This is a genomic window from Arthrobacter rhizosphaerae, from assembly GCF_023062595.1.
GTDB lineage: Bacteria > Actinomycetota > Actinomycetes > Actinomycetales > Micrococcaceae > Arthrobacter > Arthrobacter rhizosphaerae.
The window spans coordinates 102,880-118,811 of sequence record NZ_JALLAN010000004.1 but is presented as its reverse complement, the minus strand read 5'-3'; the positions used below and the strand labels follow the sequence as shown (position 1 = coordinate 118,811).

General features: G+C 62.5%; 17 protein-coding genes and 1 tRNA gene. 8 read left to right on the top strand and 10 right to left on the bottom strand.

Annotated features, from left to right (window positions below):
* Positions 1-54 precede the first annotated feature (54 nt).
* From MU551_RS07215 to MU551_RS07205, 3 genes are read right to left on the bottom strand one after another with little or no spacing between them, the layout of a single operon-like run.
* Positions 55-1,572, bottom strand: a complete 1,518-nt coding sequence (locus MU551_RS07215; RefSeq protein ID WP_247042016.1) for a catalase — start codon at positions 1,570-1,572, stop codon at positions 55-57.
* A 22-nt stretch (positions 1,573-1,594) separates the two neighbouring features.
* A complete protein-coding gene (locus MU551_RS07210) occupies positions 1,595-2,068 on the bottom strand; it encodes a Fur family transcriptional regulator (protein ID WP_247042014.1) in 474 nt (157 codons plus the stop codon).
* 30 nt (positions 2,069-2,098) lie between these two features.
* Positions 2,099-2,902 (bottom strand): hypothetical protein, encoded by an 804-nt coding sequence (locus MU551_RS07205; RefSeq protein WP_247042012.1) that lies wholly within the window; start codon positions 2,900-2,902, stop codon positions 2,099-2,101.
* Positions 2,903-3,042: 140 nt separating this feature from the next.
* Between MU551_RS07205 and htpX the strand changes: the two genes are divergently transcribed.
* Complete coding sequence (gene htpX / locus MU551_RS07200; RefSeq protein WP_247042010.1) at positions 3,043-3,909, top strand: zinc metalloprotease HtpX; 867 nt, start codon at positions 3,043-3,045, stop codon at positions 3,907-3,909.
* Between the two features lie 90 nt (positions 3,910-3,999).
* On the opposite strand, the gene MU551_RS07195 is transcribed toward htpX, so the two are convergent.
* The gene (locus tag MU551_RS07195; protein ID WP_247042008.1) at positions 4,000-4,491 is read right to left on the bottom strand and encodes a YajQ family cyclic di-GMP-binding protein; all 492 of its coding nucleotides are present in this window, start codon (positions 4,489-4,491) and stop codon (positions 4,000-4,002) included.
* A 220-nt stretch (positions 4,492-4,711) separates the two neighbouring features.
* Between MU551_RS07195 and MU551_RS07190 the strand changes: the two genes are divergently transcribed.
* The 3 genes from MU551_RS07190 to MU551_RS07180 all read left to right on the top strand — a co-directional run bounded on the left by MU551_RS07190 (position 4,712) and on the right by MU551_RS07180 (position 5,820).
* Positions 4,712-4,966, top strand: coding sequence for a hypothetical protein (locus MU551_RS07190; protein ID WP_247042006.1), 255 nt, complete (start codon positions 4,712-4,714; stop codon positions 4,964-4,966).
* A gap of 149 nt (positions 4,967-5,115) precedes the next feature.
* A tRNA-Tyr gene (locus MU551_RS07185) sits at positions 5,116-5,197 on the top strand.
* A gap of 116 nt (positions 5,198-5,313) precedes the next feature.
* Complete coding sequence (locus MU551_RS07180; RefSeq protein ID WP_247042004.1) at positions 5,314-5,820, top strand: methyltransferase family protein; 507 nt, start codon at positions 5,314-5,316, stop codon at positions 5,818-5,820.
* A 146-nt stretch (positions 5,821-5,966) separates the two neighbouring features.
* Here the strand turns inward: MU551_RS07180 and MU551_RS23475 are convergent, their stop codons facing one another.
* Together MU551_RS23475 and MU551_RS07170 are read right to left on the bottom strand one after the other, a co-directional pair.
* On the bottom strand, positions 5,967-6,776 hold the full coding sequence (locus MU551_RS23475) for a peptidoglycan-binding protein (RefSeq protein ID WP_247042002.1): 810 nt from the start codon (positions 6,774-6,776) through the stop codon (positions 5,967-5,969).
* Positions 6,777-7,044: 268 nt separating this feature from the next.
* Positions 7,045-7,779, bottom strand: a complete 735-nt coding sequence (locus MU551_RS07170; protein ID WP_247042000.1) for a potassium channel family protein — start codon at positions 7,777-7,779, stop codon at positions 7,045-7,047.
* 80 nt (positions 7,780-7,859) lie between these two features.
* On the opposite strand from MU551_RS07170, the gene MU551_RS07165 reads away from it, so the two are divergent.
* Both MU551_RS07165 and trxA read left to right on the top strand, forming a co-directional pair.
* Positions 7,860-8,405, top strand: coding sequence for an acyl-CoA thioesterase (locus tag MU551_RS07165; RefSeq protein ID WP_247041998.1), 546 nt, complete (start codon positions 7,860-7,862; stop codon positions 8,403-8,405).
* A 111-nt stretch (positions 8,406-8,516) separates the two neighbouring features.
* The gene (gene trxA, locus MU551_RS07160; RefSeq protein ID WP_247041997.1) at positions 8,517-8,933 is read left to right on the top strand and encodes a thioredoxin; all 417 of its coding nucleotides are present in this window, start codon (positions 8,517-8,519) and stop codon (positions 8,931-8,933) included.
* Positions 8,934-8,977: 44 nt separating this feature from the next.
* On the opposite strand, the gene MU551_RS07155 is transcribed toward trxA, so the two are convergent.
* Entirely contained in the window at positions 8,978-9,256 is a 279-nt protein-coding gene (locus MU551_RS07155) for a putative quinol monooxygenase (RefSeq protein ID WP_247041996.1), read from the bottom strand.
* 102 nt (positions 9,257-9,358) lie between these two features.
* Between MU551_RS07155 and MU551_RS07150 the strand changes: the two genes are divergently transcribed.
* Complete coding sequence (locus MU551_RS07150) at positions 9,359-11,035, top strand: AMP-binding protein (protein ID WP_247041995.1); 1,677 nt, start codon at positions 9,359-9,361, stop codon at positions 11,033-11,035.
* 40 nt (positions 11,036-11,075) lie between these two features.
* Here the strand turns inward: MU551_RS07150 and MU551_RS07145 are convergent, their stop codons facing one another.
* From MU551_RS07145 to MU551_RS07135, 3 genes are read right to left on the bottom strand one after another with little or no spacing between them, the layout of a single operon-like run.
* Positions 11,076-11,657: a hypothetical protein gene (locus MU551_RS07145; protein ID WP_247041994.1), complete on the bottom strand. Its 582-nt coding sequence runs from the start codon at positions 11,655-11,657 to the stop codon at positions 11,076-11,078.
* A 29-nt stretch (positions 11,658-11,686) separates the two neighbouring features.
* Positions 11,687-13,162 (bottom strand): multicopper oxidase family protein, encoded by a 1,476-nt coding sequence (locus MU551_RS07140; protein WP_247041993.1) that lies wholly within the window; start codon positions 13,160-13,162, stop codon positions 11,687-11,689.
* A complete protein-coding gene (locus MU551_RS07135) occupies positions 13,146-13,613 on the bottom strand; it encodes a hypothetical protein (RefSeq protein WP_247041992.1) in 468 nt (155 codons plus the stop codon). Before MU551_RS07135 ends, MU551_RS07140 begins: the two co-directional genes overlap by 17 nt.
* Positions 13,614-13,812: 199 nt before the next feature.
* Between MU551_RS07135 and MU551_RS07130 the strand changes: the two genes are divergently transcribed.
* The gene (locus MU551_RS07130) at positions 13,813-15,828 is read left to right on the top strand and encodes a sensor histidine kinase (protein ID WP_247041989.1); all 2,016 of its coding nucleotides are present in this window, start codon (positions 13,813-13,815) and stop codon (positions 15,826-15,828) included.
* Positions 15,829-15,932 lie beyond the last annotated feature (104 nt).

Below are 15,932 nucleotides of genomic sequence, written 5' to 3'. Positions count from 1 at the left end.
CCCGCCGCGGAGAAATCCGCGACGGGGCGTTCAGTAACGCTTCGATCAGAACAATCAGCCGATCTTGTTGGCAGCTTCTGCCTCTGAATTGCCAGCGCCGGCGGTAACGCCTGCACCAAGGTTGGCGCGGAGTTTCGCACCGAGCTCGGCGTCAACGTTGGTCCAGTACTGGATGGCGCGTTCCTTGATACCCGGGCTCTTGACGCCGCCCACGGCACCGGTGATGGTTTCGAGCAGGCGGGCCTTGGCGCCGTTGTCGTAAACCTCGCGGTACAACGCTCCGGCCTGGACGAAATCGCTGTCCTCAGCGTGCAGGGAGTGCGCGGCAAGGGTCAGCTCGCCGTCGTTCTCCCAGCCACCGGCCGGGCTCTGAGGCTCAACCGCAGCCGGGCCGCCCACCGAGTTCGGTGCGTAAACCGGAACGGAAGGGGCGTTGAAGAGGTAACGTCCCGCGCCGTCCTGGCTGTAGTTGTTGACCTGGTTCTTGGGCTGGTTCACCGGGATCTGGGCGTGGTTGGTGCCCACGCGGTAACGGTGTGCGTCCGCGTAGGAGAAGATGCGGGCCTGCAGCATCTTGTCCGGGGAAGCGGCAATGCCGGGAACGAAGTTCGACGGCGCAAACGTTGCCTGCTCGATCTGCGCGAAGTAGTTCTCCGGGTTCCGGTTCAGCTCCATGGTGCCTACCTTGATCAGCGGGTAGTCAGCGTGCGGCCACACCTTGGTGAGGTCGAACGGGTTGAAGCGGTAGGTCTTGGCGTCCTCGTACGGCATAACCTGCACGTGGAGGTCCCAGGAGGGGAAGTTGCCGGCAGCAATGTTTTCCTGCAGGTCGCGGATGTAGAAGTCGGCGTCTGAACCGGCGAGTTCTTCGGCCTGGTCCCCGCCCATGGTCTTGACGCCCTGGTTGGACTTGAAGTGGTACTTGACCCAGAAGCGCTCGCCTTCAGCGTTGATCCACTGGTAGGTGTGCGAGCCGTAGCCCTGCATTTCCCGCCAGGAAGCCGGGAGGCCGCGGTCGCCCATGAGCCAGGTGACCTGGTGTGCGGATTCCGGGGAAAGGGTCCAGAAATCCCACTGCATGTCGGCGTCACGCAGGTGGGTACCCGGGAGGCGCTTCTGGGAGTGGATGAAGTCGGGGAACTTGATGCCGTCGCGGATGAAGAAGACGGGGGTGTTGTTTCCGACGAGGTCGTAATTGCCCTCGGAGGTGTAGAACTTCACGGCGAAACCGCGGGGATCGCGCCAAGTGTCAGGGGAGCCATTCTCGCCCGCAACAGAGGAGAAGCGGATGAGCATCTCGGTGTCAACGCCCGGCTGCAGGAAAGCAGCCTTGGTGTAGGCCGAGACGTCCTCGGTGGTGGTGAACTTACCGAAAGCGCCGCCGCCCTTGGCGTGAACTACACGCTCCGGCACGCGCTCGCGGTTGAACTGCGCGAGCTTTTCGACCAGGTAGTGGTCCGTGAGGATGATTGCGCCGTCAGCACCGACGGAGCGGGAATGGGCATCTGAAGTGACAGGCGCCCCTGATTGGGTTGTGGATACGGGGATGGGCGCAACACTGTTCGCGGTCATCGTTCTCCTATTTCTTGGATGGTTACTTATCGAGTTCGGAAGGAAGCTGTTGGGCGTGCTGGCAGTCCTGGCAAATGCCCTGGTACAGCACGTCGGCAATCTGGATGGTCATGCGCCGTCCACTGTCCTCGCCCCAATGCGGGGTGAGGCATGGAGCGTGGCCAACTGCGCAATCGACGTCTTCGACGCGTCCGCAGCTGATACAGATCGCATGGTGATGGTTGTCCGCTACTCGCGTTTCGTACAGCGCGGGAGAGTGGGGAGGTTCAAACCGGCGCAGCATGTTCAGGTCGGTGAGATCCCCTAAGACCACGTAGACGGACTGTGCCGTCAGCTCCGGAAGATCGTTCCGGGCGGCTGCAAGGATGTTTTCGGCAGGGGAGTGGGGATGACGTTCGACGGCGGCCAGCACGGCAAGGCGCTGCTTGGTCACCCGGCGCCCGTGGGCACGCAGGGCCTTGGCCCATGCTTCGTGGCCGCCACCGGAATCGCTCATGGCACCATTGAAACACTTATTATGACTGAATCACAATAAGGCTTGGCTAAGTTCCGGGGAATCGAGCAAAGCAACGAGTGGATTCCCGGACTCGTTGGCCGAGCGTCCCAGAACGTGCAGCTCCAGCCGGCCGCGGGTGACCGCAGGATCCGGCGCAACACAGCTCAGCCCACTGACAGTCGGATCCGCGGCGAGTCCTTCCAGAACCTTCGCGAGGGCCAGGATTTCCGCGGGGCGGACGTCTGAGATGGAGGCCAAGTCGCGCTGGACCGTCAACACCCGATGCCCGCCGTCGATCGGGTGCGCAGGCGTAACAGTAGCGACGTCGGGAAGCGTGGCGGCGCCTTTGTCACCGGCCAGTAGGCCAACGTCAAGATCGTCCTCATCAACCGTCAATTCTGAGTCGAACGCCGCCGTGGCCCGGAGGGCATCACGGAGTGCGAGATCGATTTCCAGGAGTTCATCTTCGTCCAGAGGCGTCCGGCGATGAGCGGGAACTGCCAGCACGGCACCCGGGGTGACCGGTTCCGCGTCCCAACGTCCGAAAAGGTGGAACGTGGGTGTGGAGGACTCAGCTACCGGCTCGCCAACGGCTGCCCCGAGAGCATGCCACTGATAGGCAAACATCAGGGTGCAGTGGGTCACGCCAAGGACCTGGGTGAGTGCGGCAACAGCTGCCTTATGGCAGCGGAGCCAGTCTGAGGCCGAGCGCTGGTCAAGGGCTATGGCCGGATTACTGAGCCTGATCAGCAGGTGGCCTGCGGTCAGTGGCGTGCGAGGGCGGGCTACTTCCCAGGCTGCCGATCCCCACAGCAGCCGTCTGGCCAATCCCATGCGTGCTCCTTTCCCAGCTGACCATATCAAGCGTCAATCAAGCTGCGCCTCCACCGTTAGAGATACTGGCCGGTGGCGGCACTAAACTTTTGAGTGAAGGTTGGGTTCTGCTGTTGGGCGGCGTGTCAGCTGGAGGCGAAGTGCACAAACATAACAACGGACTGAAGACCGCGGCGCTCTTCGGAATGCTCTGGGCTGTGCTGCTCGGACTTGGTGCCTTGATTGCCGCCAGCATGCGCAGTACAACACCCATCTGGATCATGGCTCTGATCGGCGTCGGCACCACGGCCTACGGTTACTGGAACAGCGACAAGATCGCGCTCAGGTCCATGCAGGCGTACCCCGTTTCCGAGGCCCAGGCGCCCCAGCTTTACCAGATTGTCCGGGAGCTTTCGGTGCAGGCCAAGCAGCCAATGCCGCGCATCTATCTCTCACCAACCATGGCGCCCAACGCCTTCGCCACGGGCCGGAATCCACAGAATGCAGCGGTGTGCTGTACGGAGGGCATCCTGCAGATCCTTAATGCCCGGGAGTTGCGCGGCGTTCTGGGGCACGAGCTGATGCATGTCTACAACCGGGATATCCTCACGTCCTCGGTAGCAGCCGCCGTAGCAGGAGTGATTACTTCGGTAGGGCAGATGCTCGTGTTCATGGGTGGTGACCGGCGCAACTCGAACCCGATCGCGATGCTCGCCATGGCCTTGCTGGCGCCGTTCGCAGCTTCAATGATCCAGCTCGCCATCTCCCGCACCAGGGAGTACGACGCCGACGAGGACGGTTCTGCGCTTACCGGGGATCCGCTGGCGCTCGCCTCTGCCCTGCGAAAGATTGAGCAGGGCGTGCAGCTCGCGCCGCTGCCGCCGGACCAGCGGCTGGTGAATGCATCCCACCTCATGATCGCGAACCCGTTCCGTGGCGGCGTAATGAACAAGATGTTCGCCACGCACCCACCGATGCGGGAGCGGATTGCCAGGCTGGAGCAGATGGCGGAACGGCCGCTCAGGTGACGGGCCGCCGTCGTGCTTCGCTGAGGACGCGCAAACGGGCTTAGGACACTCAAATGTGCGTGTCCTAAGCCCGTTTGCGTCCTCACTGAGTTAGCTGCGGAAGTTCACAAACTGGAGGTCGGCCTCGTCGAAGTCCTTCAGCAGTGCCATGGTCTCCTGCAGGTCGTCGCGGGACTTGGAGGTTACACGCAGCTCGTCGCCCTGGATCTGGGATTTGACTGACTTCGGAGCCTCGTCACGGATCAGCTTGTTGATCTTCTTGGCGAGGTCCTGGGCGATGCCCTCCTTGATGGTCGCTTCCAGGCGGAATTCCTTGCCCGAAGCGTAAGGCTCGCCGGTGTCCAGGGACTTCAAGGAGATACCGCGGCGGATGAGCTTTGACTGCAATACGTCCAGAACCGCCAGCACACGCTCTTCCGAGTTTGCCTTCATGAGGATCTTCTCGCCGCTGAAGTCAACTTCGGCTCCTACGCCCTTGAAGTCGTATCGCTGCGCCAGTTCTTTCTGGGCCTGGTGCAGGGCGTTTGCAACCTCCTGCTTATCGACCTTACTGACGACGTCGAATGTGGATTCGCCTGCCATGACTCTCCTTCTGCTATTGGTCCGGTGCCTCAATATCGGCCGGGATGTCTGGAATCCAGCCTAATACGGATGGGCTGGAAATGAAGTCGGCGGAAGGTTCGCCCAGCTCTACTGTTCACAGTTCACTCATAGCTAACCCCCGGGAGGAACCAAGCGTGCCCGGCCAGAGTTGTAGCTGTTGGAAGTGACACCCCGAAGTGACACCCCGAAAGGAAAGACCATGCCGCACAAGGCCGCCCGCTACGTCCTCCGTTCTACCTCTTCCGCCGCGGGTACCATCGCGTCAGCCGCGGGCACCGTGGCTGCTGCAGCCTTGGCCGCCTCGATCATTCTTAGTCCCACGGCGGCCGCGTCAGCACGGATGGACGGAGTGCATACGGACTTGTTGCGGGCAGTCCAGTTGAACCAGATCACTGAAGAACAGGCTGCACGGTTTGAAGCAAAGCTGGCTGGCCGGATACTCGGAGAAGCCTGATTTTCCGGGCTTTTTAGCCCCTCGCGGCGCCGATTCGATTCTTCGGCGGAAGTTCTGTAAAGTTGTCTTGCCCGCGGTCACCGGAAGCGGAACGGACTGGAAACAGCCCTTCTGGCATGGAGGACGCGAGTGATCTTCTTTTGAAGTTCGGCAGATTACCCGAGCGGCCAAAGGGGGCTGACTGTAAATCAGCTGGCAACGCCTACGGGGGTTCGAATCCCTCATCTGCCACCCAAACGAAGGCCCGTAATTCTCCTTGAGATTTACGGGCCTTCGTCATTTCCAGACAAACGAAGGCATCCTGATCCAGTATCGAGTTGGTCGATCTTTGGGGTTACAGTTCAGGCATGGCGACTGTGTCCCGTACGGCCCGGTTGAGGGAGGTATACGAAAACCTTCCGCTGCCACCAGGGCAATTGACTGGATTGGCCTTGGATTTCATCCTTGACCGGATCCGTCCTGCACCTCTTCCCGGATTCCGCTCCCTCCACCGGTTCGCCGGGAGTGGGCTGGTGCTCGCCGGCGTCGGCCTGAATCTGTGGGCTCTGGCGGAACGGCGTCACCACTCGACGGGTGCATTCGTACTGGAGCAGCCGGAGGTATTGGTTACCAGTGGCGCGTATGCGCTTACGCGCCACCCCATGTACGTCGGCTGGTGGTTTATCCATGCAGGGACGGGAACCCTGTCCGGTTCAGCCTGGGTTCTCGCAACTTTGCCTGCCGCGGTGCTCGCCGAGCATTTTGGTGTCCTCCGCGAAGAGGCAGCCACGGCCGCAATCTTCGGGCAGTCCTATGCCGAGTACGCGGAGAGGGTTCCGCGCTACCTCAGCTTCCATTTCCGCAAGACGGGGTAGTCGGGGAACCGGAAAACCAGTGCCTTGACGACGGACTGACGGCCGCACTGGAAAGGCCTCCGGAACCGTCAGGATCCGAAGGCCTTTCTGTTGCCGGCTGCAATCACTGGAGGGTGGGTGCGCAACCGGACACCTGTGGCTCTGCTCTAGTTCAGAGCGATCAAGAGCATCTGCCTGGTGCCGGGAATGCAGGTCTGCAGGATAGCCCGCGGGAATCCTCCGAACACTGCGATGACGTCATTGGTGGTGCCGGGATTGGGAACCTGGCCGCGGGCTGTCACTGTATAGGTCCCATACCCGCCCAGGCTGACGGTTTCGCCGACTCCTATCCCTGAAAAACGGGCCCAGCCGCCACAGTAATCGTGCTCCGTGATGAAGAGCGAGTAGCCATCGTTGGGTGTGTAGTGAATGGGCCCGATGCAGCTGTCCACGAGGGCCTGGCCGCCTGCGCCGGCAACATAGATGGTCCGTACTAAGGGCGCCGGGGGCGGTGCCGGCGCCTCAACTGGGGGTTCAGGGGCAGCAACTGGAGGCGCGACCGGGGCTGGCTCTGGCACGGGGACAGGTATGGGCGCCGGTACTGGTTCCGGAGCGGGGGGCTCCGGCGCTGGTTCCACAGCAACCGGTTCAGCGGGTGCAGGTGCCGCAACCGCCTCCACAGGGAGCTCAGCCGCAAGGGAATCCGCCCCTCGGGCGGTCCCCGCCGCTGGGGCAGAGCCTTCCTGGTCAGCGTTCCCAACGTCCCCGGCGACCACGACGTCGACAGTCTGAGCGGGCTCCACCGGAGCAGTAGCGCTGGAGTCACCATCGAAGGTGACCAGCGAAGCGGTAAGAACGACGGCGAGAATGGAGCCCGCAATCCCTCCGGCTTTGAGCTTGTTGCCCGCTCCAAAGCGCGGGGCTGCCCGGCTGGCTGCCTTGAAGGCGGCATATCGTCCGCCGTGTTCGTATTCCACTGGTTCACCCCCCATCGAACTGAGGGATTGCCGGATGGAACCCCTAGGGCGACAGTTCCTGGTACCTGCCAAGGCAAGGCGCGAAGCAGTACAAGGAGCTATCGATGAGACAAATCCGACAAACGCTGTCATTTGTCGGCCCTAGGAATATCGAGTCTATTGAGGGGTCATACAGGGCACACGAGTAGCCAATACTTGACTTTTTCGCGGGATTACTTAGGCGGGAAGTGCGTACTTAACGCAAATACTTCAATTGGCTGGCAGGGGCCTAGATGCTCTTTTCACTCCGCAGCGCCTCAATTTCGCGGCGTAATGCGAGAACCTCCTGCTGCAGTTCGTTCACCTCGGTCAGCACAGGGGCCTCCGCTGCCCCGGCAGCTGCTTCCGTACCCTCTTCGATGCGCTGGACCAGCCAGGAAGCGATGGAAGCTGTAACCACACCGAGCACAGCAATTCCGCTCATCATCAACGCTGCGGCGACCATCCGCCCGATGGCCGTGACGGGATACATGTCCCCGTAACCAACGGTAGTGATGGTGGTGATTGCCCACCACAGGGCGTCGCCGAAAGTGACGATCTTTGCATCAGGAGCTGATTGCTCGACGTCGAGCACGGCCAAGGCTCCCACGAAAACAAGGAGCGCCGCCGATCCGGCCACGTAGGTGACCACGCGGCCGCGCAGGGTCTCACCTATGGTTCTGTGGAGCACGGCCAGTAAAGTGACCAAACGGAGCAGCCTCAGTGGGCGGAAAAACGGAAGCGCGACGATGAGCAGCTCATGAAGATTCCGGATAAACCAGCGGCGGCGGTCTTCGGCAAGAGAAAGATTCGTGACGTAGTCGACGGCGAAAATCGCCCAGGTGATCCACATGACAACCTCAAGGACGTCTGCGTCACGGCCTTCGATTGCCCCGATCACCTGCCACGCGTAGGCCGTGAGGAAAATCAGCGCCGTTCCCATAAGGGGCCACTCGGCGAGGTTGCGGTAGCGTTCCTGGGTCATAGGGGCATCATAGGGTGGCCGCTAGCACCTGGAAAGAACAGCGCTTGGCCAAGAAGTTACTGCCCGGTAACATTGAGACTATGCACCTATTGCTTCGCACGCTGCTGGTCTTGTTCACATCGTCCCGGCGATCCCGTCTGAACATCTGGGAGACGTCGTCGTTGCCTCTGCGGGTTCTTCCTACCGACATAGACATCGCCCTGCATGTCAACAACGGCATGTATTTTTCCCTGATGGACCTTGGCCGTTTTGACCTGATGGCTCGGAGCGGTACGTGGAAAAAGATGCGCAGTCGCGGATGGTCTCCGGTCGCAGCGGGGGAGACGATTGCCTTCCGCAAGTCGCTCCAGCTTTGGCAGCGTTACACCATCGAGTCCAGGATCATTGGACTGGATGCAAAAGCCATCTACTTCGAGCAGCGCATGGTGGTGGACGGTGAAATCTACGCCAGAGCCCACATCGCCACCCGGCTCGTCAGCAGCGGAGGCCCGGTCAGCCAGGAGGAAATCCTGAAGGAGTTCGGTGAGCCGCCTGCTGGGCTTGAGCTCCCGGAGTGGATCCATGAGTGGCGCGAGACCAACGCTTTGCCTGGCGCCCGGCGCCCCGCCCCACACGCCTGGGTGTAGTTCCCTGCCAGCTAAGTTGTGCCCAGGTTCCGACGCCGCGGTGTGCCGTCGCTGACTGTGCCAACAGCGAACCGACGGGACATCGTGAGCGGCCTCGCGTACCGTGGAGGGATGGCTACCGTAGACATAACAGGTGAACAGTTCGCATCGACCATTGAGGACAACGACATCGTACTGGTGGACTTTTGGGCCGAATGGTGCGGCCCTTGCCGCCAGTTCGCGCCCAGATATTCTGCTGTTTCTGAGAAGCATCAGGACGTCGTTTTTGCCAAGGTGGACACCGAAGCTGAACAGCAACTGGCTGCCGAGGCAGGCATTACGTCCATCCCCACACTGATGGCGTTCCGCGAAAAGGTGCTGGTGTTTTCCCAGCCCGGCGCCCTGAACGAACAGCAGCTCGAACAGGTGGTCGATGCTGTCAAGGCCCTGGACATGGAAGAAGTCCACGCCCACGTAGCGCGCTCGCGGGCAGAGGCAACTGCCGCTTCCACGGGTCCCCAGGACGGCTCCCAGATTCCCGAGGCCTAGTTTTTTCGCGACGCTTGGTTTTCCCGCTCAGGTGGGACGGCTCTTTAGAGCCGTTCCCACTTGACCGGTTCGGCCAGCAACGCACTCAGCCGCTCGTTGAGATCCTGTACCGCAACGCCCTTTGAATGCTTTTCCAGGTCCTCTTCCGATGCCCAGCGCTCGGTTAGCACCAGCCTGTCGTCGGTGGCCTCTGTCAGTTCGTAGCGGATACAGCCTGGTTCGCTGACCACCTCGTCAATGGCAATTTCCAAGGCGAGCTTTACACGGAAGAATTCCCCGTCATTGGGGATGAATGTGGTCTTCAAGTCAATGGGTTCAGTCATGCGCTTCACAATACCGGGCACCGGAACGTCGAAAGAATTGTTTAGTAGGACTCCCTAGTAGTTGCCCTTCTCATGAAGCCGGGGACGCTGTAGCGTGCCAGCATGCGCGCTTACACAGCCGGGGACACTGACGTCCCGTTGCTCGAGGAGACCATCGGTCAGAATCTTGAGCGGATGGTGGCCGAATTTCCTTTCCATGATGCGCTGATTGAAGCGGCCCCCGTTGCCGGCGAAGATGCCCGGCGGTGGAGTTACACGAAGTTCAACGACGACGTCGACCGGCTTGCGAGGGCCTTGCTGGCTGTGGGCATCGCCAAAGGGGACAGGATTGGGATCTGGAGTCCCAACTGTGCCGAATGGACCATCCTGCAGTACGCCACGGCCAAGGCAGGAGCCATCCTGGTCAACGTCAATCCGGCCTACCGCAGCCATGAACTTGAATTTGTGGTGAACCAAAACGGTATGCGGATGCTGGTGGCGGCGCCCTCGGACCGCAACAGCGACTACGTGGGAATGGCACGCGAGGCGCTCGCAGCCTGCCCCGGCCTTCAGGAACTGGTCTTCCTGCCCGATTCCGGGGCGGAGGGGCTCGACGCCGGTGTCCCGGAACACGACCCCGAACTGACTTACGCCGAGCTGCTCAAGCGGGCGGACGACGTCGGGCATTCCACATTGAAGGCGCGGATGGCGGAACTTGACCCAAACGATCCCGTAAACCTGCAGTACACCTCGGGAACCACAGGATTTCCCAAGGGCGCTACGCTGACGCACCACAACATCCTTAACAACGGCTACGCAATCGGTGAGCTGCTGGGCTACACCGAACATGATCGCGTGGTGATCCCGGTGCCGTTCTACCACTGCTTTGGCATGGTGATCGGCAACCTCAATGCGCTCAGCCACGGAGCCGCCACCATCATTCCAGCCCGTGGATTCAGCCCGGCGGCTGCTCTCGAAGCAGTCCAGGACTTCGGCGGGACGTCCCTGTATGGCGTGCCCACCATGTTCATCGCCGAACTCGCGCTGCCGGACTTTGCGTCCTACGATCTCTCCACACTGCGCACCGGGGTGATGGCAGGATCCACCTGTCCCGTTGAGGTGATGAACCGGGTCATCACAGACATGAAAATGAAGGACGTGGCCATTTGCTACGGGATGACGGAGACGTCCCCCGTGTCCACCATGACCCGGCGGGGGGACACAGTGGAACACCGCACCCAAACGGTTGGCCGGACCATGCCCAGTCTTGAGAGCCAAATCGTCGACCCAGCCACGGGTGAGGTGCTGGACCGTGGCCGGATTGGAGAGCTGTGCACCCGGGGCTATGCAGTGATGAAGGGCTATTGGAACCAGCCGGAAAAGACGGCCGAGGCCATCGATGCGGACGGCTGGATGCACACGGGTGACCTCGCCCGGATGGATGACGATGGCTACGTAGTGATCGAGGGCCGGATCAAGGACATGGTGATCCGCGGCGGCGAGAACATCTATCCGCGGGAGATCGAGGAGTTCCTCTTTACGCACCCGGCAATCCAGGACGTCCAGGTGATAGGCGTCCCGGATGCCAGATACGGCGAGGAACTGATGGCATGCATCATCCAGGAGCCAGGAACCGAGCCCCTGGATGCCGACGCCGTCGCCGACTACTGCCGGGGACACCTGGCCCACTACAAGATCCCCCGCTACGTGGATGTCCGTGAGAGCTTCCCGATGACGGTGTCCGGCAAAGTGCGCAAAGTGGAGATGCGTGAGGAAGCAGTGGCCAGGCTAGGGCTCTGACTGGTTCTGCCGTGTGAATCATCCGCAAACACGCTCAGGCTCAGGCCAGGCCGCCGCGCAAAGGCACAGTTGACCTGGTTTCACTCAGGGACCAGCCAAGCAGGGTCCACAGGACGGCATTTAAAGCCAGTGCGACAATACCAAGTTGAGCTGACGCTGTAGACAGGACCAGAACCAACACCAGGTTGTAGGCTCCGAGGGCGAGGGGGAGGAACCGCCCTGGGCCGTCCCACGTCCTCTGGTGCAGCACGGAGCCCCCAGCTATGGACAGCCCGACGATGGTCAGCAGGGATCCGAGTCCGAACGCCGTCTCGGAGCCGGGCATACTGATCAGCACCATCAGCTCGGCGACGGCGAAGGTGGCGGCGCCTCCCGCCGCCAGCCACAGACCGACCATGCCGGCCCGGCCGACGGCCCCGGTGAAGCCGATTGCCGCGATACCGGCGATCTGGCACAAATGGAGGACCGCGAAAAGAACCTGGAGCCACGTCACAGGCGGGTTGCCCGGCGCCAGCTCGGGTACAGTCAGGGCCGCGATGGCGAGGATGAAAAACCCGGCCCCACCCACTATGCATATGCGGGCAGCAAGACGGACCTGGGGAGTGAAGGACATTGATGGCATGGGAGTCTTCTTTCTGATGTTGAGCGGGTTCATTCGGGCTGGTTGCCTGCGGCGCCGTTGATGGTGAACGGCGTCGAGACTCCCTCGTACATGAGGTGGGCGACCAGGCCGTCGACGGCGTGCGGGAGGGTGTGGCAGTGATCGCTCCAGATCCCGGGGTTGTCGGCGATGAAGGCGACCTCGTACGACTCGCCGGGATGCACATCCAGCGAGTCGATCCACCACGGGCTGCCCGACGCCACCACATTGTCGCGTGAGAGCACAAGGATGTGGTGACCGTGCAAATGCATCGGATGCACCTCTCCGGTCTCGTTGACGATTCGCATCACGACGACGTCGTCCTCGCGCACGTGGAACATCGGAACGTCGGGGAAGAGCCGCCCGTTCAGGGTCCAGAAGTTTCCGGGCCGGCCGTCAATGAGGCCGAAGCGGCGTCCGATCACGTAGTCAAACCTGAGGTCCGGTGTCCGCGCGTCGAGTTCGACAGAGGCAGCGCTGCCGTATGCCAGCAGGTCGAGCGACTGAGCCGGCTGCCGCACTGATGGCGGAGTCGCGGCCGGATCGCCGATGGAGATGCTGCGGGCCCCGCCGACGTGGAGGCGCGCGGAGCCTTGCGGAGGGGCCTGAACCGCGATGTCCGCTCTCCCGCCCGCAGGAATGAGCACCGTTCGGCCTTCGACGACGGTGGGGCCGTTCACGTCGTGGCCGTCGGTCGCGACAACCCGGAAGGGAGTGGCTGACCAGACAGCTGCAGTGCCCTGGTCGGTATTGATGACGCGGATCCGCGTGCTCGAGCCGGGCTCCGCCGGCACCTGTTCGTCCTGCACACGCCCGTTGAGTGTGTGCTGGCCGCCGTAGACGTGCAGGAGCGCGACGACGTCGGTTTCGAACCCGCCAGCGTGTGACTCTTTAGGTTCGATAATCACCGCACCGAGCAGCCCGCCCTCCACCTGCTCATGCGATACCTGATGCGAGTGATACCAGTAGGTGCCGGCGTCTTCAGCGATGAACCTGTACACATGACGGCCTCCGATTGGAACCGCATCCTGCGTGATTCCCGCGACCCCGTCGGCCGCGTTCGGCACGTCTATGCCATGCCAGTGCAGCGTGGCATCGGCGCCGACCGATTCGTTAACGAACACAACCTCGACGAGAGCGCCCTGCTGCGCGCGAATCGTTGGTCCCGGTGATGTGCCGTTCACGGTGTACCCCTCGAACGGACGCCCTCCCGGCAGATCGATCGTCTGCTGGCGGGCCACGAGTACGGTTCGCACGTCGGAAGGCCGAAGCGGGTCTGCGATGAGCTCGGTCACGCTTAAGGCACTGGCCGGTCCGGCCGCGCCGGCAGCGGAGCCATGGACATGGCCGGCAGACGGGTCACGCATGTCCATCACCGAGTACTCGCCCAGCAGCGTTGAGCTCCACCCGAGCGCGCCGAAGCCAAGCGCACCGGTCACCGCCATGCTGATGGCGACGCGCCGGAAGAGGTCACGTCGCGATGACATCAGAGGACAGTTCCCGGGCAACTATGGTTTTACGCCGACGGATGCGCAGCGCCGCGTACACGGCGGCGAGCAGCAGGGCCAACGCGTTAGCACCGTGGATCAGTCCGAGGTAGGGCATATCGGCGATGGAGTATCCAAGGGTGATCTGCAATGCAACCAACGCAAGCACAATTGCCGCCCAGGGGCGTGCACCGCGTACTTTCACGAAGAACGCGACGATCAGCAGCGCCAGGGCGGCGAGGGGAATGACCATGCCGCCGACCATGCCATGAATCGGGAATCCAAGGACACCCGTGAATGTTGCCTGACGGCTTTCGATGAGGGCCTTGTCGACGACGCCGCCCTCCTGGATAAAGTGCGACATTCCACCGAGGCCGAAGGCGATCGAAGCGGCCTGCACCACCACGCCGCCGGCGATGATCCAAGCGATTGCTGAGTAGGTCCTGCGCATGATTTCCTCCATTCGTGCGGCCGCCGTTCCGCGGCATCCGCTGGACCCCAACGTAGGCGCCCAGAGGTTGTGCCCGGAACGCGGGTGACCGCAGGGTGTATGGGGGTTACCCGCAGTTGTGAGGGGGGAAGACCCCCTCCCGGTAATCGTGCCTGTGGCGGATCATGGGAGTGTGTTCCGCAGATGGGGATTGCCTGCAATGCTGGCTCCGATTGGAGCTGCCTCGCTGCTCTACGTCGTCATCATCCGTGGATTTGTCGAATCAACCGGGAACCATGGGCTCGGCTGGGCACTACTTGGCGTGCTGCCGACGTTCGTCTTTGGCATCTGGCTGCTCACGGTCTCGTCGTCTCGGTCCGCCGTCTTTCTTGCGACGGCATCGACCGCAATGGCTGTCGGCTCCGCATGCGAGACCTTCGTGCAGCGGAATGCTGCGTTGATCCAGGAACCGTGGTTCCCGCTCTTCAACATGGTCGGGCTGACGGCGGATGCAGTGGCTACAGCAGCCTTCTTGGCCTTATTCGCTACATACCCGACCGGTAACCCGGAGCGGCGATGGCAACGGATCGCGGTCGCTTTCGTCTGGTTGCCGGTTTTGGTTGGCCCGCTGACGCTGCTCACAACCCCGCACGTCGTAATGCAGCCATATGTCGGCATCAGCGGGGCTGTTCCGAATCCGTTCTTCCTGTCCGGGCTGGAGTGGGCCGCCCCTGCTGTGCACTACGCCATCTATCAGCCCTGGCCGAGCATGTTGCTGGGACTTGGCGTGTTCTACTGGCGCGCGCTCTTCGGCGATGTCGAAGTTCGTGCACGTATGCGCGTCATGACCTGGGTTGTCACTGCGGCACTGGTCAGTTTTGTCCTTTGGACGTTTGGCCCGCCGAATTGGATCACCACGGTCGCAGTCTTCGTGTCGCTGGCCGCTATGCCCCTCGCGGCCATCCACGGCATACTCCGGTATGGCGCGTTTGACATCGCACCAAACGACCGTGGACGTTTGGTCTCCCGCTCGTCGAACCTGCTGATCACTGTCCTCTTCGGCGTCGCAACCGCGACGCCGGCCGTGCTGCTCGCCGGCAGCCTTTCGGCCACCGGTGCGATCCTGCTGACCACGCTCCTCGCCGTCTGCATGCTGCCGCTGCGCGGGTGGCTAAGGCGGTGGATCCAGCGCGCCGTCTTTGGGGACCGTGAACGCCAGTTGATGCTGCTCAGCCAGCTCGGCACCCAGCTGGATCAGGCGGTAGACCCCCGTGAACTGCTCACCCGGTTGGCCGCCGCGGTACGCGACGGTCTTGACGCCGGATGGGTGCGGATCAAGCTGTCCGGACCCGACGGCATGTTCGCTGAGTCCCCAGTGGGTGCCGCCGGCGAGGCGGGCGGGGAGCCAGTCGACTCGTTCGACTTGGTGAGGGGCGATGAGACGCTCGGCCGAATCGAGCTCGGCCCCCGCCGTCGAGGGGACTACAGTGAGGCCGAGGGCGCCCTGCTGCGCACGGTGGCAGGTCAGGCCACGACGGCGGTCGCAAACGTGCGTCTCACGGCCCAGCTCGCCGAGCAACTCGACGAGCTGACTGCCTCCCGGGAGCGGCTCGTCGCCGCACAGGACGACGAACGCAGGCGCCTGGAGCGGGACCTCCACGACGGGATCCAGCAGAACGTCGTTGCCCAGGTCGCCGGGCTCCGGCTTGCCCGTAACCGGTTGCAGCGGGGCGAGCTGACAGCGGTGGAGCTCTCCAGGCTGCAGGACCAGGCACGGGAAACGCTCACCGACCTTCGGGAGCTCGCGCACGGCATCCACCCGCCCGTATTAAGCGATAACGGCCTCGTGGCGGCCATCGAATCGAGCGTGGCGAGGTTCCCGATCCCGTTGACCGTTAAAGCGGGTGAAGGCGTACGCGGCGAACGGTTCCCGGAGATCGTGGAGACGACGGCGTACTACGTTGTGCGGGAGGCGCTCGCAAATACCGCGAAGCACTCGGGTGCCACCCTGGCCTCAGTTGAGCTCGTACGGAATGACGGGCATCTGCAGGTCGCGATCATCGACGATGGATGCGGCATCGGCACCCTCGTGCCCGCCCCGCGCGGCGGCCTGGCGAACATCCATGACCGGGTGGCGGCGCTGCGGGGTACTGTGAACGTCTCGGGCAGTGACGCGTCCGGCACGATCGTGCTGGTAGAGCTCCCCGTGGAGCGGAAGGCAGATCGCAGTGGATGACTCGGGCGTGCTGCGCGTCGTGATCGCCGAGGACAACTACCTCGTCCGCGAGGGCCTCCGTCGTCTGCTCGAGGATTCCGGCGAAATCGACGTCATAGCCTGCA

Coding starts and splice junctions, on each gene's coding strand:
- MU551_RS07215 (WP_247042016.1), bottom strand. CDS start 1,572: ATGACCGCGAACAGTGTTGCGCCCATCCCCGTATCCACAACCCAATCA.
- MU551_RS07210 (WP_247042014.1), bottom strand. CDS start 2,068: ATGAGCGATTCCGGTGGCGGCCACGAAGCATGGGCCAAGGCCCTGCGT.
- MU551_RS07205 (WP_247042012.1), bottom strand. CDS start 2,902: ATGGGATTGGCCAGACGGCTGCTGTGGGGATCGGCAGCCTGGGAAGTA.
- MU551_RS07195 (WP_247042008.1), bottom strand. CDS start 4,491: ATGGCAGGCGAATCCACATTCGACGTCGTCAGTAAGGTCGATAAGCAG.
- MU551_RS07190 (WP_247042006.1), top strand. CDS start 4,712: ATGCCGCACAAGGCCGCCCGCTACGTCCTCCGTTCTACCTCTTCCGCC.
- MU551_RS07180 (WP_247042004.1), top strand. CDS start 5,314: ATGGCGACTGTGTCCCGTACGGCCCGGTTGAGGGAGGTATACGAAAAC.
- MU551_RS07170 (WP_247042000.1), bottom strand. CDS start 7,779: ATGACCCAGGAACGCTACCGCAACCTCGCCGAGTGGCCCCTTATGGGA.
- MU551_RS07165 (WP_247041998.1), top strand. CDS start 7,860: ATGCACCTATTGCTTCGCACGCTGCTGGTCTTGTTCACATCGTCCCGG.
- trxA (WP_247041997.1), top strand. CDS start 8,517: ATGGCTACCGTAGACATAACAGGTGAACAGTTCGCATCGACCATTGAG.
- MU551_RS07155 (WP_247041996.1), bottom strand. CDS start 9,256: ATGACTGAACCCATTGACTTGAAGACCACATTCATCCCCAATGACGGG.
- MU551_RS07150 (WP_247041995.1), top strand. CDS start 9,359: ATGCGCGCTTACACAGCCGGGGACACTGACGTCCCGTTGCTCGAGGAG.
- MU551_RS07145 (WP_247041994.1), bottom strand. CDS start 11,657: ATGCCATCAATGTCCTTCACTCCCCAGGTCCGTCTTGCTGCCCGCATA.
- MU551_RS07140 (WP_247041993.1), bottom strand. CDS start 13,162: ATGTCATCGCGACGTGACCTCTTCCGGCGCGTCGCCATCAGCATGGCG.
- MU551_RS07135 (WP_247041992.1), bottom strand. CDS start 13,613: ATGCGCAGGACCTACTCAGCAATCGCTTGGATCATCGCCGGCGGCGTG.
- MU551_RS07130 (WP_247041989.1), top strand. CDS start 13,813: ATGCTGGCTCCGATTGGAGCTGCCTCGCTGCTCTACGTCGTCATCATC.